The organism is Enterobacter sp. MGH 33 (assembly GCF_000534535.1).
GTDB lineage: Bacteria > Pseudomonadota > Gammaproteobacteria > Enterobacterales > Enterobacteriaceae > Enterobacter > Enterobacter hormaechei_C.
Map to the genome: position 1 here is coordinate 3,159,670 of NZ_KI973212.1, position 12,978 is coordinate 3,172,647.

Here is a 12,978-nt window from a genome sequence, read left to right on the forward strand (position 1 = left end):
GTATGAAAACCCAGGCAACACTGTCCGCGCCCTCCGCCGTACCCGGCTCACCGCTGCTCCAGGTGAGCGGCGCGCTGTTCGGTATTATTGCCTTTATCCTTATCGCCGCCTGGCTGGCAAAGCGTTTCGGTCTGGCGGGGAAAACGGCCGGTACCCGCGGGTTGAAGGTCAGCGCCAGCACCCCGCTAGGACCGCGCGAGCGCGTGGTCATTGTGGAGGTGGAAGATGCACGACTGGTGCTGGGCGTGACCGCCTCCAGCATTAACGTCCTTCACACGCTCCCCCCTGCGCCTGTCACGGTGGAGGCTAACGCCCAGGCCCCTGCGGATTTCCAGTCCGTAATGAAGAGTTTGCTCAAGCGTCCCGGGAGATCCTGATGCGCCGTTTGTTATTCCTTACGCTGACAGGCCTGGGCCTGTTCGCGCCCTCTGTGTATGCGCAACTGCCGGGGCTGGTTTCCACGCCGCTGGCGAACGGTGGACAAAGCTGGTCCCTGTCCGTGCAGACGCTGGTATTCATCACCTCGCTGACCTTTATCCCGGCGATCCTGCTAATGATGACCAGCTTCACCCGCATCATCATTGTGTTTGGCCTGCTGCGCAACGCGCTCGGCACGCCGTCCGCGCCGCCCAATCAGGTGCTGCTGGGTTTAGCCCTGTTCCTGACCTTTTTCATTATGTCGCCGGTGATCGACAAGATTTACACCGAGGCCTACCAGCCGTTCAGCGAAGATAAAATTTCCATGCAGGTTGCCCTGGAAAAGGGGGCACAGCCATTACGTGAATTTATGCTTCGCCAGACGCGCGAAGCGGATCTGGCCCTGTTTGCCCGTCTCGCTAACACCGGTGAGTTACAGGGGCCGGAAGCGGTGCCGATGCGCATTCTGCTCCCGGCGTATGTGACCAGTGAGCTGAAAACGGCGTTCCAGATTGGCTTCACCATTTTCATTCCGTTCCTGATTATTGACCTGGTGATCGCCAGCGTCCTGATGGCGCTCGGGATGATGATGGTCCCGCCCGCAACCATTGCCTTGCCCTTTAAGATCATGCTGTTCGTGCTGGTCGACGGCTGGCAGCTGCTGGTCAGCTCGCTGGCGCAGAGTTTCTACAGTTGAGGAGCGCGCAATGACGCCTGAGTCGGTCATGATGATGGGCACGGAGGCGATGAAAGTCGCGATTGCCGTCGCCGCGCCCCTGCTGCTGGTTGCGCTGGTCACCGGTCTGATTATCAGTATTCTCCAGGCCGCCACGCAGATTAACGAAATGACCCTGTCGTTCATCCCGAAGATCATTGCCGTCTTCGTGGCGATTATCGTTGCCGGGCCATGGATGCTCAATTTGCTGCTGGACTATATGCGCAACCTGTTCACCAATCTGCCTTACATCATCGGCTGACGGACGATGCTGCATTTCACCAGCGATCAGTTTGTTCAGTGGCTCGGGATCTATTTCTGGCCGATGCTGCGCATCATGGCGCTGATCTCCACCGCCCCCATACTCAGTGAAAAGTCGGTGCCTAAACGCGTCAAAATTGGGATGGGCATCGTTATCACGATTATCGTTGCCCCTACCCTGCCAGCGGTGGATATCCCGATCTTTTCCCCGAATGCGATCTGGATTGCCCTGCAACAGGTGATGATTGGCGTGGCGGTCGGGTTTACGATGCAGCTCGCCTTCGCCGCGGTACGAACGGCGGGTGAACTTATCGGTTTGCAGATGGGCCTGTCTTTCGCGACGTTCGTTGACCCGGGCAGCCATCTGAATATGCCCGTGCTGGCGCGTATTATCGACCTGCTGGCGATGCTGTTGTTTCTCTCGTTCAACGGCCACCTGTGGCTCATCTCGATGCTGGTGGACACCTTCCACACGCTGCCGATTGGCGACAACCCGGTAAACAGCAACGCGTTTCTGGCGCTGGTGCGGGCTGCCGGGCTGATCTTCCTCAACGGGCTGATGCTGGCGCTGCCGATCATTACCCTGCTGCTCACCGTTAACCTCGCATTAGGTTTACTCAACCGAATGGCTCCGCAGCTGTCGGTATTCGTCATCGGCTTTCCGGTGACTTTGACGGTTGGCCTTTTATTAATGTCATTATTGATGCCACTTATCGCCCCCTTCTGCGAGCATTTATTCAGCGAGATATTCAATCTGTTAGCGGATATTGTCAGCGAACTTCCACGCAAATAATAACCCGCAGTGTTTGCAATGTCTTTCTGAGGATATTCCTAAAAATAATCTCGAAAAACATCTACCAGGATATATCTGACGCGGTTTAAATGTTTCTAACCACCTCACAATACTTAATATTTACTTTACTTTAAGATGATTCCTGGCAAATTATACGTAACTTTACGGGATAGTGAGTTCGCCTGAAAGTCTTTGTCATGCTCACAGGTTTTATTAGATTTTTTCCATCCCGTATGGCTGTTTATGAGCTCTCAGGCAGGTGGTGAATTATCGTTACGCATTGAGTGAGGGTATGCCATGTCAACGATCATTATGGATTTATGCAGCTACACCCGGCTAGGGTTAACCGGGTACTTAGCAAGCAGAGGGGTAAGAAAGAGAGACATCAACGATGCACACACCGTTGAAGAACTCGCAGCCGCTTGTGACGCCCACAAGCCCGGCGTGGTGTTTATTAATGAGGACTGTTTCATTCACGACCCCGCTAACAGTCAGCACATTAAGCAGATCATTAATCAGCATCCTAAGACCCTGTTTATTGTTTTTATGGCGATCGCCAATATTCATTTCGATGAGTATTTGTTGGTGCGTAAAAACTTATTAATCAGTTCGAAATCGATTAAACCAGAGTCGCTTGATGATATCCTGGGCGATTATTTGAATAAAGAAGTTAAGAATGTAGGGGCGGTTAACTTACCCACCCTATCATTAAGCAGAACTGAATCAAGTATGCTAAGAATGTGGATGGCTGGACAAGGGACAATTCAGATCTCAGACCAGATGAATATCAAGGCAAAAACAGTATCGTCACACAAAGGAAATATTAAAAGGAAAATTAAAACGCATAATAAGCAAGTCATATACCATGTCGTACGCCTGACAGATAATGTGACGAATGGGATTTTCGTTAATATGCGCTAATTTGCACGGCCATGTTGTACCCTACCTTGATCTCTGGCCTGGCCAGAGATTTTGCTTTTCAGTAGCCGGAGCCGGGGAGAAGACACCCCGACGCCGCCCTATTCCGCCGTTTCCACAAAGATCCCATCCGGGTGCCCCAGTTCGTTGAAGAACCAGATGCCGAGCGGGTAATCTTCCAGCGACACCAGATACATTGTGCCTTCATTAAACTCTTCTATAGCCAGCACCACGCCCGGGCGGCGCGGCCCACCGTCCGTTTTGACGGTTACCCGATCGTTGACCTTCATACATTCCTCCTGTGGTTTTGAGCCAGTGTAGAACAAATTGCATTGCCTGGCATCGCCACCTGGCGCGAATGGCGTTTTTGTGTGCGGTCTATACTTAACTGTTGAGACGATTAAATGAGGAACCCGCCATGAAGACCGACAAAGAGTACAGCGACACCATTAAGCGTGAGGTTGAAGTGGATGTCGATGCCCTGCTTGCCGCCATCAATGAAATCAGTGAGTCCGAAGTTCATCGCGCGGAGGATAATTCCGACCGTGTCGTGGTCAATGGTAGGGATTACCATACCTACCGTGAACTGGCTGAAGCATTCGAGCTGGATATCCATGACTTTAGCGTCTCGGAGACGAACCGCTAAGGCGAAAAAAATCCCGGTCATGGGGATGACCGGGATCAAACTTGCTTATGCAAGAAGCACTTGTAAATTCGTTACACCAGGAAATCTGATGCAGGTAAGACATTATCCCCAACGGAATAGTCTTACAAGCATATATTCTCTTAGCGAATATTATATTTTATACATGTGAATTTTGGTTATGAGTATAAACATGCGCCGCCTGTGGGTTTGTCGGGATCGTTTCCACTTCAACGGCGCGTCAATGCCTGTTTTTTTAAGATTTATCTTAGGTGAAATCATCACCCGGGAGACGTTATGCCTTCGTTTGAGGAGACTCTGCTTGTTTTTACCGACCTCGACGGCACGCTGTTAGATTTTCACACACTCGACTGGCAGCCTGCGGCCCCCTGGCTGGAAAAGTTAATGGATGAACAGGTACCGGTCATTCTGTGCAGCAGCAAAACCGCGTCCGAGATGGATGACATCCAGCAGGAGCTGGGGCTTGGCGGGTTGCCCTATATTGCGGAAAACGGCGCGGTGATCCAGCCTGACGTACGGTGGGAAAACGCCGCACGGTTCATCTCAGAAAAGAAGCATGACGATATCCGGCAGTGTATTGCCCGGGTACGCCAGGAGATGCATCTTAAATTCACCACCTTCGATGACGTGGACGAGCGCGTGGTCGCCGAATGGACTGGGCTGAGTCGTCCCCGCTCAGTGCTTGCGCGTAAACACGAGGCTTCCGTGACGCTGATCTGGCGTGACAGTGATGAACAAATGGAACGCTTTGCCGCCGAACTCGCCCGGCAGGGGCTGAAGATTGTCCAGGGAGCACGCTTCTGGCATATCCTGGATACCTGCTGCGGCAAAGACGTGGCGGTTCACTGGCTTGTGGACCAGTATCGCCTGCACGAGGGTTCCGAACCGACGACGCTGGGCCTGGGCGACGGCCCGAATGATGCCCCGCTGCTGGACAGCGTAGGCTTTGCCGTCGTGGTGAAAGGCTTCAACCGGGAGGGCGTCAGCCTTAAGAACAACGATCCCGCCCGGGTTTATCACACTCAGCACACCGGGCCGACCGGCTGGTGCGAGGGGCTTGATTACTTTTTGACGTGATCCTGCCAGATGACCCGGTTACGCCCGCGCTGTTTCGCCTCATACAGACGCGCATCGGCGGTGGATTGCAGATTTTCGAAGTGATAATTGCCCTTCTCCTGCGCGCCAGAGACGCCAAACGACGCACTTACGCGCAGGGTGGTACTTTTCTTAATCAGGATCTCTTTGCTGTCGATACGCTCGCGGATCTGCTCTGCGACTTCCGCCGCCTCTTCAAGCGTCATGCCCGGCAGCACCACACAGAACTCTTCGCCCCCGACGCGTCCGGCAATATCTTTAGTCCGGAGGGTGCTGGCAATCAGACCCGCGGCATGGGACAACACCTTATCACCCGCCTGATGCCCGAACCGATCATTGATGCTCTTGAAGCAATCAAGATCGATCTGAATGACCGAGAAAGGCAGCGACTGCTGTTCACACTGCTTCGCCAGCATTTTCGCCTGCTCGAACAGCGACCCACGATTATTCAGCCGGGTCAGAGGGTCGTGCCAGGCCTGCCATTGCAGCGAGTTCTGCATCGAATACATATTACTGACCATGCGCCGGATCACCAGCCATGAGATGAGCAGCATCGCGGTGAACAGCGCCCAAAGCAATGCCAGCACAATGCTGATGCTGCCGAAATCACCGCGCACCCCTTCATCCAGGGTGTGCACGCGCAGGACGATGCCATCAAAATGGTCGAGACGCTCCCAGCTCACAAAACGACTCCCCAGGCGAATGCCGCCTTCGGAATCCGATTCTATCGCGTGCGCTATCTGCGCTAATTCGCGCGCGTCAAAATGATTAACGTCCGCAGCCGGTGATTCAGACGTTGCAAGCTGGGTAAGCCGACTGTCATACAGTTGGTATTCCCCTTCCGGGTTATCGCCCACGGCTTCCACCAGCAGGCGACGCAGGGTGGCAAAGGTGAAATCCATCGCCACCACGCCATACCAGACGTGATTGTAATAAACCGGCACGCTGGCGGTGATCAGCGGCTTTTTGCCGACAAAGGTGGAAGGCGGCGAGATAAACCAGCGCACGGCACGCGCACGGTTTTCACGCTCGGACTGTTGGGTAAACCAGGGCTGAGTGACCAGATGGTAATAGCGCTGCACGATATCGCTGGAATTTCCCGGCGTATCCGTTTCCAGAAAGAATCCGGCGCGAGAGACATAAATCACGCGCTCTTCGTTGCGGGAAGGGCTGGATGCCAGACGCAGCAAATACCCCACTTCAAGCGCGGCGGACAGTTCATTATCAAGGTACTCATCATCACGGTTCAGAAGGGTCTTCTTTTCAACGAAGGCATCCGAAACACCGTTGATCGGTAACGTGCGCTGTTTATCAACCGCAATTTGCCAGCTGGGGGACGTGCGCAAATGCGCAAAACGCTTTATCGCATCATGCAGCACGCCAAACGCCAGCGGCGTTTCCAGCGCATCACGCATGCTGTGGCGAAAAAACAATATCTTATCGACGCTGAACTGAAGCTGTCTGTCCAGCGCACTGGCAACCGTTTCCAGATGGTTACGCTGGCTGGAGATATAAGCATCTTCCAGTACCACAACTTCGCGCCAGGTCAGGAGGGTGGAAAAGATCAGGACAACGATAAAACAGAAGTTAACAATCAAACGGGGATTGCTACGCTTATGCAGCCACTGCAAAAAAGATTGTTTTACAACAAAGGTATCGTGCTGCACACACACTCCCTGATTGTCGCTCACCATCCGATATGATAAGTCTTCTGCCAGTAAAAACGCCCGGCAAGGCCGGGCGTTGTGTGATTAAGCCTTGTCGCGTTTTTGCCTTTTATTAGCAGGCTGAAGCTCGTCTTCGCGAAAAGCCTCCCGCTTAATGCCGTATCCATCATGCCACCGACACTCCACCATTCCGCTGGAATACCCGGTGACGATCATACCTGGACCACCATTTTTGGGCTTAACTTCATCACTGATCAAAAAGACCATACCTGCCTCCTGTATCAGGGTGAAACGTTTTCAATTTAGACGAGGAATAGTCTTTTTGCATCCGGGGTCAGCAATAATTAATGCGATTTCCCGCGTACTTTTTCAACCAGCTTAACAACGGCTACCACAATCAGACCGACGATAAAGCCCAGTACGAGGTTAAGCAGTGTGGGCAGGATCGCAGCAACTACCGCTCCCTGGCCTGACGCAAAATGTTCAATCATGTGATGCAGCGAAGCAACACCGTGCACGATAATTCCGCCGCCGACCAGGAACATCGCCAGGGTTCCCACCACCGACAAGGTTTTCATCAGCCACGGCGCCAGCACCAGCAGGCTTTTCCCAATGCCGCGCGCAATTGCGCTGGATTTTTTTTCCAGCCAGAAGCCGATATCGTCCAGCTTGACGATCAGCCCGACCAGGCCATAAACCCCTATCGTCACGAGGATCGCAATGCCGGACAGGATCAGCACCTGGTTCATCAGAGGGGCATCTGAGACGATCCCCAGCGTAATCGCCACAATCTCGGCTGAGAGGATGAAGTCCGTGCGGATCGCGCCTTTGACCTTATCGCGTTCAAACGTTTTTGGATCCTGTGCGGCCAGCGCTTCCAGACGCTGCTGGCGCATTTCCGGGGTGTCTTTCTCTTTGCGTGCAGCGAACATATGCAACACTTTTTCGGCACCCTCGAAGCACAGGAACGCCCCGCCAATCATCAGCAGGGGCGTAATGGCCCAGGGTATAAAGGCGCTAATCAGCAGCGCCAGCGGAACGAGGATCACCTTGTTAATAAAGGACCCTTTCGCAACGCCCCACACCACCGGCAACTCACGGTTCGCCCGCACGCCGCTGACCTGCTGCGCGTTAAGCGACAAATCATCTCCCAGTACCCCGGCGGTCTTTTTCGCCGCCAGTTTTCCCATAACCGAAATGTCATCCAGCAAGGTGGCGATGTCGTCCAGTAATGTTAATAAGCTACTTCCTGCCAAAATCTCTTTCCTTCTTTTTTAGCTAATTAAGTGAATAGTATGGAACAAAACTCACCGCCCGGAAACTGGCACCTCGCGTCAACAAAAATTTCACATCAACAACACAATTAAAGCACTCGCCAGGCTGATAGTTTTGGCGTTAACTATGAGCGAACTTTTTATTTCGTCGTGAGGGACTATGCGTTTCCGGCATTTATTACCGCTCATTGGAGCACTCTTTTCCCTGTATATCATCTGGGGGTCCACCTATTTTGTCATTCGTATAGGCGTGGAAAGCTGGCCCCCGCTGATGATGGCCGGTATTCGTTTCCTTACGGCCGGCGTGCTGCTGATGGCGTTTTTATTGCTGCGCGGCCACAGACTACCGCCGCGGCGTCCCCTGCTTAACGCCGCCCTGATTGGCCTGCTGCTGCTGGCGGTGGGCAATGGCGCGGTAACCGTCGCCGAACACCAGAACGTGCCGTCGGGCATCGCCGCAGTGGTCGTCGCAACCGTGCCGCTGTTTACGCTCTGCTTTAGTCGCCTCTTCGGGATCCGCACCCGTAAGCTCGAATGGCTGGGCATCGCGATTGGGCTTGTGGGTATCATCCTGCTGAACAGCGGCGGTAACCTGAGCGGGAACCCCTGGGCTGCCGTTCTGATCATGATCGGCTCCATGAGCTGGGCCTTCGGCTCGGTCTACGGTTCACGCATCGAGCTGCCCTCCGGGATGATGGCAGGTGCGATTGAGATGCTCGCGGCGGGCATTGTGCTGCTGATGGCCTCCGCGTTGACGGGTGAAAAACTGACGGCGATGCCAGACCTTTCAGGTTTCCTGGCCGTCGGGTATCTGGCGCTGTTTGGCTCCATTATCGCCATCAACGCCTATATGTACCTGATTCGCAACGTCTCACCGGCGGTTGCCACCAGCTACGCCTACGTTAACCCGGTGGTTGCCGTGCTGCTGGGTACCGGTTTTGCGGGCGAAGTGCTGTCGACGATTGAATGGCTGGCGCTGGGTGTGATTGTCTTTGCCGTGGTACTGGTCACGCTGGGTAAATATTTGCTGCCCGCGAAACCGATTGTCACGAGGTGTGAGGTGGAGAAACCGTGATCGGGTGAATGCCCTGGGTATCGATCTGCGCGGCCTGACCGCCGCCGCAGATCCACTCTTCCAGCCGCTCCGTCAGTTCCACGTCATTCAGCTTCATTCTTCCACGCAGCGCGCACTCCCAGACAATCAGCACCCGCCAGCCCTGAGCGTAAAGCTGCGAAACATCGCGTTTATCACGCTCGACGTTCCTGCCAATCTTCTCCAGCCAGAAGTCGGTGCGTGTCGCCGGGACTTTAAACAGATAGCAGTCGTGATGATGCCAGAAACAGCCGTGGGTAAAGATGATGCACTGGTACGCGTCGATGACGAAATCAGGACGCCCGGCAAGCGTGGCATCCTGAACCCTGAATTCAAACCCGGCGGCGGTCAGAAGGCCCGCGATCCGTTTTTCAATCGCGGTATCACGCGTGCCGATGGCACGCATGTTTTTACTGCGCGTGGCCTTATTGTGAACGTCCGCCATTGACGGCCTCGCTCTGACGAAGCTGAACGGCCTTGCTGATGCGTGAGGCCAGCAGTTTAGCTACCGCGGCAAAGGCTGGCACCACCACCGAGTTGCCAAACTGACGATAGGCCTGGGTATCTGATACCGGGATGCGAAAACTGTAGCCCTGCGGCGTCTCAAAGCCCATTAAGCGGGCGCACTCGCGCGGCGTTAAGCGCCGCGGTCGGTGCTGTTGGTTGTGGGGATCGTCAAAATCTTTTTCGCCCAGCGCCTTATCCCAGCCGCGATCGATAAGAATTTCCGCACCATCTTTGTAATAGCGCGCCGACAGCGTACGCGTCACGCTGTCAGGATTAAGCGGATTGACCATGCCAAACCCAAAGCCATTGCCTTTGGCCTGATGCTTTTTGGCATAGCGATAGAGGTATTTCCACAGCACCGGGGTCAGAATGAATTTCGCATCGACGGCGGGCTCCAGCAGATCGGCCACCGTCGGGCGGCGCGCCGGATACAGCGAGGGCAAATCACGCAGCGTAAAATCGCCTTTCAGATTGAGATCGCGGCGGAAGCCCACCAGCACGATGCGTTCGCGGTGCTGCGGCAGGAAGTGTTTGCCGTCGATAATTTTCGGATCGTCCGGCCCCATGTCCTCTGCATCCGCCACGTCATAACCCAGTTCATCCAGCGTTTGCATGATAATGCGGAAGGTTTTACCGCCGTCATGACTCTTTAAATTCTTGACGTTCTCCAGCACAAAAATTGCCGGGCGGCGGGCATCAATGATCCGGGCAACGTCAAAGAACAGTGTGCCCTGCGTATCACAGGCAAAGCCGTGAGCGCGTCCCAGCGCGTTCTTCTTCGACACGCCAGCCAGCGAGAACGGCTGACACGGAAAACCTGCCAGCAGCACGTCATGCGCCGGAATGGTATTGCGAATGTGTTCGGCGGCCTCTTCATCGCTGACGCCGGTTTTGTGGCTCAGCGTGACATCACGAATATCCGCGTTGAACTGGTGCGCGTCGGGATCGCAGTACCAGTTGGCTTTATAGGTACGGACGGCATGTTTATTCCATTCACTGGTGAACACGCACTGCCCGCCAATAGCTTCAAATCCATGGCGAATGCCGCCGATACCGGCAAAGAGATCGATAAAGCGAAAGGCATAATTTGGATGCGCAGCAGGCGGACGCGGCAGCAAATTTTGCAGATAGCGGAACTCACCATCGCTCAGGCGGTGACCTGCCCTGTCGCTTATCAGCAGCCGCTTGAGTATCGCCGGGCTCCAGTGGCTCTCGCCATGGGCCACCAGCTGGTTTGCCAGCGTTTTAGCATCATACATTTCCAGCAGCTGACGCAGGAGTGCCTGCACGGCTGCCGTTGATTTCTCAACCCGCTCAGGCGCGGGCACAGTCACTGATCGATTTTCCTGCATTCTCTTAACCGGACAATAAAGACAGAAAACAGAGTACCACAGTTCAGGATCGCACACTGCGACGGAAATGGGTCAATATCTGGCTGTCGGTTCCGAGGTAATCGCCCTGTAATTCGGCACTCAGCTTCGCCATAAACTGGATCAGAAAATCGGCATTGTGACGCGCAAGTTCGCGCCCCCGCGCGGTTTGCATGGTGTCAGGCAGGCGCAGGAGTTTGGTCTGAAAGTGGTCGAGCGCGAAGGCTTTATCATCCAGCGCTCGTGTTCCGGCGAACGGGTCGTCGGCATCAAACAGCGCGGCGCCCAGCGCACCGGAGACGGCAAAGACGCGCGCCAGGCCGATAGCGCCTAACGCCTCCAGCCGGTCGGCATCCTGCACAATTTTGGCCTCCAGGCTTTGCGGCGCGATACCGGCACTGAAGCTGTGCGCTTCAATAGCATGCTCAACGGCTGCATAACGATCCGGCGGAAAATCAGGAAAGTCGCGACTGAGGATCTCGCGCGTTTTTCGCGCTGCCAGCCGCGAGGAGTGGCTACGTTCCGGGTGATTTTTCGGCAGGCTGACAATGTCATGGAAGTAGCATGCGGTCAGCACAACCAGCGGATCGCTATCCTCGTCAGCCATAATACCCTGCGCCGTCATCCAGACGCGGTGAAAATGGGCGATATCGTGCGCCGCATCATCAGTAAAATGATTTTCGCCGAGCCAGCGCTCAAAACGGTGTTGCCACTGCGCAAGTTCCATCATCCTGTCCTGTTGCTCAAAAGTGAGTGAATTATAATACACCCGAATTAAAATCCTTTATAAATAGAATTACGAAATACTTAATAATAATTACCCGCTATATTTTCAATGAATTAATTCATATGAAAAATAAAGAGATAAAAAGAAATATTTTGCAATATTTTTACCACTTTAATTACATTTATTTTTGAACCTAAATAATAATCCATAGAATAGTATCAGCCATGTAGTTACGGAGGGTAATTACATATATTCAGACAATTTATATTTAAAGGGAATATATAATGAAAAGAAAAGTTCTGGCAATTCTCGTACCCGCGTTATTAATGGCTGGCGCAGTAAATGCGGCGGAAATGTATAACAAGAATGGCAACAAAGTTGACCTGTACGGTAAGGTTGATGCGCGTCATACCTTCTCCGACAACCCAGGCGACGACGGTGATGAAACCTATGTACAGGTGGGTTTCAAAGGCGAAACGCAGATCACGAACGACCTGACAGGCTATGGCCAGTGGGAATATAAAACCTACGCTAACGACACCGAAGGCGCAGGGGATAAATCTTTCAACCGTCTGGCATTCGCTGGCCTGAAATATGGCGACTACGGCTCATTTGATTACGGCCGTAATTACGGCGTCGTGTATGACGTTGAAGCCTGGACCGATATGCTGCCGGTATTTGGTGGAGATTCTTACACCTGGACCGATAACTTCATGAACGGTCGTGCTAACGGTCTGGCGACCTATCGTAATAACGATTTCTTCGGTCTGGTCGACGGCCTGAACTTTGCGCTGCAATACCAGGGTAATAATGAAGGTGGCAACGCAAACGAAAATCAGGAAGGCACCAAAAACGGCCATGATGATGTTCGTTTCCAGAACGGCGACGGCTTCGGTATGTCCACCTCTTATGACTTCTCTGGCGATCTGTCTGGTCTGAGCCTGGGTGCTGCATACTCTTCTTCTGACCGTACTAACGAACAAGTCGGTGCGGGTAGAAATAACGCCCACTTTGCTGGCGGTGAAACAGCCGAAGCATGGACCATTGGCGCGAAATACGATGCCAATAACGTCTATCTGGCAATGATGTACGCTGAAACCCGCAACATGACCCCATACGGCGATGATGGTATTGCGGATAAGACTCAGAACTTCGAAGCAGTGGCACAATATCAGTTCGACTTCGGTCTGCGTCCATCCCTGGCATGGGTTTACTCTAAAGGTAAGGACATGACTTATCCAGGCTACGCCGGCAACCCGCAGGGTCAGAAAGGCGATATGGATCTGGTTAACTACATCGACGTGGGCATGACGTACAGCTTCAACAAGAACTTCTCTACCTATGTTGACTACAAAATCAACATGCTGGACAACGATGAACGCTTCTACGAAGCAAACGGTATTTCTACCGATGACATCGTTGGCGTAGGCATGACCTACCAGTTCTAATCCCCATCAATATTAAAGCCCGCGATGCG

At 53.6% G+C, this 12,978-nt stretch carries 15 protein-coding genes and 1 pseudogene; 9 read left to right on the forward strand and 7 right to left on the reverse strand.

Annotated features, from left to right (window positions below; all coding sequences use genetic code 11):
- Positions 1-2 precede the first annotated feature (2 nt).
- From fliO to rcsA, 5 genes and pseudogenes are all read left to right on the forward strand, one after another.
- Positions 3-377, forward strand: coding sequence for a flagellar biosynthetic protein FliO (gene fliO, locus L379_RS09225; protein WP_015572438.1), 375 nt, complete (start codon positions 3-5; stop codon positions 375-377).
- Complete coding sequence (gene fliP / locus L379_RS09220) at positions 377-1,114, forward strand: flagellar type III secretion system pore protein FliP (protein ID WP_015572437.1); 738 nt, start codon at positions 377-379, stop codon at positions 1,112-1,114. Before fliO ends, fliP begins: the two co-directional genes overlap by 1 nt.
- 10 nt (positions 1,115-1,124) lie before the next feature.
- Entirely contained in the window at positions 1,125-1,394 is a 270-nt protein-coding gene (gene fliQ / locus L379_RS09215; RefSeq protein ID WP_003859587.1) for a flagellar biosynthesis protein FliQ, read from the forward strand.
- A gap of 6 nt (positions 1,395-1,400) precedes the next feature.
- Positions 1,401-2,193, forward strand: a pseudogene (gene fliR / locus L379_RS09210) (flagellar biosynthetic protein FliR); the annotation flags it as partial.
- Between the two features lie 290 nt (positions 2,194-2,483).
- Positions 2,484-3,107: a transcriptional regulator RcsA gene (gene rcsA / locus L379_RS09205; RefSeq protein WP_017383340.1), complete on the forward strand. Its 624-nt coding sequence runs from the start codon at positions 2,484-2,486 to the stop codon at positions 3,105-3,107.
- Between the two features lie 98 nt (positions 3,108-3,205).
- Here the strand turns inward: rcsA and dsrB are convergent, their stop codons facing one another.
- The gene (dsrB, locus tag L379_RS09200) at positions 3,206-3,394 is read right to left on the reverse strand and encodes a protein DsrB (RefSeq protein WP_003859583.1); all 189 of its coding nucleotides are present in this window, start codon (positions 3,392-3,394) and stop codon (positions 3,206-3,208) included.
- 128 nt (positions 3,395-3,522) lie between these two features.
- On the opposite strand from dsrB, the gene yodD reads away from it, so the two are divergent.
- Together yodD and L379_RS09190 are read left to right on the forward strand one after the other, a co-directional pair.
- Positions 3,523-3,750 carry a YodD family peroxide/acid resistance protein gene (yodD, locus tag L379_RS09195; RefSeq protein WP_017383339.1) on the forward strand — a complete coding sequence of 76 codons (228 nt, stop codon included), beginning with the start codon at positions 3,523-3,525 and terminating at the stop codon, positions 3,748-3,750.
- Positions 3,751-4,044: 294 nt separating this feature from the next.
- Positions 4,045-4,845 carry a mannosyl-3-phosphoglycerate phosphatase-related protein gene (locus tag L379_RS09190; RefSeq protein WP_017383338.1) on the forward strand — a complete coding sequence of 267 codons (801 nt, stop codon included), beginning with the start codon at positions 4,045-4,047 and terminating at the stop codon, positions 4,843-4,845.
- Here the strand turns inward: L379_RS09190 and dgcQ are convergent.
- From dgcQ to L379_RS09175, 3 genes are all read right to left on the reverse strand, one after another.
- Positions 4,830-6,530: a cellulose biosynthesis regulator diguanylate cyclase DgcQ gene (dgcQ, locus tag L379_RS09185; protein WP_032654121.1), complete on the reverse strand. Its 1,701-nt coding sequence runs from the start codon at positions 6,528-6,530 to the stop codon at positions 4,830-4,832. The genes L379_RS09190 and dgcQ overlap by 16 nt on opposite strands.
- Positions 6,531-6,614: 84 nt before the next feature.
- Positions 6,615-6,797 (reverse strand): YodC family protein, encoded by a 183-nt coding sequence (locus L379_RS09180; RefSeq protein ID WP_003859574.1) that lies wholly within the window; start codon positions 6,795-6,797, stop codon positions 6,615-6,617.
- A 77-nt stretch (positions 6,798-6,874) separates the two neighbouring features.
- Entirely contained in the window at positions 6,875-7,786 is a 912-nt protein-coding gene (locus tag L379_RS09175; protein WP_017383336.1) for a DUF808 domain-containing protein, read from the reverse strand.
- Positions 7,787-7,964: 178 nt separating this feature from the next.
- On the opposite strand from L379_RS09175, the gene yedA reads away from it, so the two are divergent.
- Positions 7,965-8,879 (forward strand): drug/metabolite exporter YedA, encoded by a 915-nt coding sequence (yedA, locus tag L379_RS09170; RefSeq protein WP_015572432.1) that lies wholly within the window; start codon positions 7,965-7,967, stop codon positions 8,877-8,879.
- Here the strand turns inward: yedA and L379_RS09165 are convergent.
- The 3 genes from L379_RS09165 to L379_RS09155 are packed head-to-tail and all read right to left on the reverse strand — an operon-like array spanning position 8,851 to position 11,501.
- Positions 8,851-9,342, reverse strand: a complete 492-nt coding sequence (locus L379_RS09165) for a very short patch repair endonuclease (RefSeq protein WP_017383335.1) — start codon at positions 9,340-9,342, stop codon at positions 8,851-8,853. The two genes, yedA and L379_RS09165, sit on opposite strands and share 29 nt — an antisense overlap.
- Positions 9,323-10,756 carry a DNA cytosine methyltransferase gene (locus L379_RS09160; RefSeq protein ID WP_096159766.1) on the reverse strand — a complete coding sequence of 478 codons (1,434 nt, stop codon included), beginning with the start codon at positions 10,754-10,756 and terminating at the stop codon, positions 9,323-9,325. Before L379_RS09160 ends, L379_RS09165 begins: the two co-directional genes overlap by 20 nt.
- A gap of 43 nt (positions 10,757-10,799) precedes the next feature.
- Complete coding sequence (locus L379_RS09155) at positions 10,800-11,501, reverse strand: phosphohydrolase (RefSeq protein ID WP_032654123.1); 702 nt, start codon at positions 11,499-11,501, stop codon at positions 10,800-10,802.
- Positions 11,502-11,785: 284 nt separating this feature from the next.
- Here L379_RS09155 and ompC point away from each other — a divergent pair, with 284 nt between their 5' ends.
- Entirely contained in the window at positions 11,786-12,949 is a 1,164-nt protein-coding gene (gene ompC, locus L379_RS09150) for a porin OmpC (RefSeq protein WP_023294961.1), read from the forward strand.
- Positions 12,950-12,978: the final 29 nt, after the last annotated feature.

Excerpts from the sequence above, each read along its gene's own strand:
- L379_RS09155 (WP_032654123.1), bottom strand. The coding sequence starts at position 11,501 with ATGGAACTTGCGCAGTGGCAACACCGTTTTGAGCGCTGGCTCGGCGAA.
- ompC (WP_023294961.1), top strand. The coding sequence starts at position 11,786 with ATGAAAAGAAAAGTTCTGGCAATTCTCGTACCCGCGTTATTAATGGCT.
- L379_RS09190 (WP_017383338.1), top strand. The coding sequence starts at position 4,045 with ATGCCTTCGTTTGAGGAGACTCTGCTTGTTTTTACCGACCTCGACGGC.
- fliQ (WP_003859587.1), top strand. The coding sequence starts at position 1,125 with ATGACGCCTGAGTCGGTCATGATGATGGGCACGGAGGCGATGAAAGTC.
- L379_RS09160 (WP_096159766.1), bottom strand. The coding sequence starts at position 10,756 with ATGCAGGAAAATCGATCAGTGACTGTGCCCGCGCCTGAGCGGGTTGAG.
- yodD (WP_017383339.1), top strand. The coding sequence starts at position 3,523 with ATGAAGACCGACAAAGAGTACAGCGACACCATTAAGCGTGAGGTTGAA.
- yedA (WP_015572432.1), top strand. The coding sequence starts at position 7,965 with ATGCGTTTCCGGCATTTATTACCGCTCATTGGAGCACTCTTTTCCCTG.
- rcsA (WP_017383340.1), top strand. The coding sequence starts at position 2,484 with ATGTCAACGATCATTATGGATTTATGCAGCTACACCCGGCTAGGGTTA.
- fliO (WP_015572438.1), top strand. The coding sequence starts at position 3 with ATGAAAACCCAGGCAACACTGTCCGCGCCCTCCGCCGTACCCGGCTCA.
- dsrB (WP_003859583.1), bottom strand. The coding sequence starts at position 3,394 with ATGAAGGTCAACGATCGGGTAACCGTCAAAACGGACGGTGGGCCGCGC.
- L379_RS09165 (WP_017383335.1), bottom strand. The coding sequence starts at position 9,342 with ATGGCGGACGTTCACAATAAGGCCACGCGCAGTAAAAACATGCGTGCC.
- fliP (WP_015572437.1), top strand. The coding sequence starts at position 377 with ATGCGCCGTTTGTTATTCCTTACGCTGACAGGCCTGGGCCTGTTCGCG.
- L379_RS09180 (WP_003859574.1), bottom strand. The coding sequence starts at position 6,797 with ATGGTCTTTTTGATCAGTGATGAAGTTAAGCCCAAAAATGGTGGTCCA.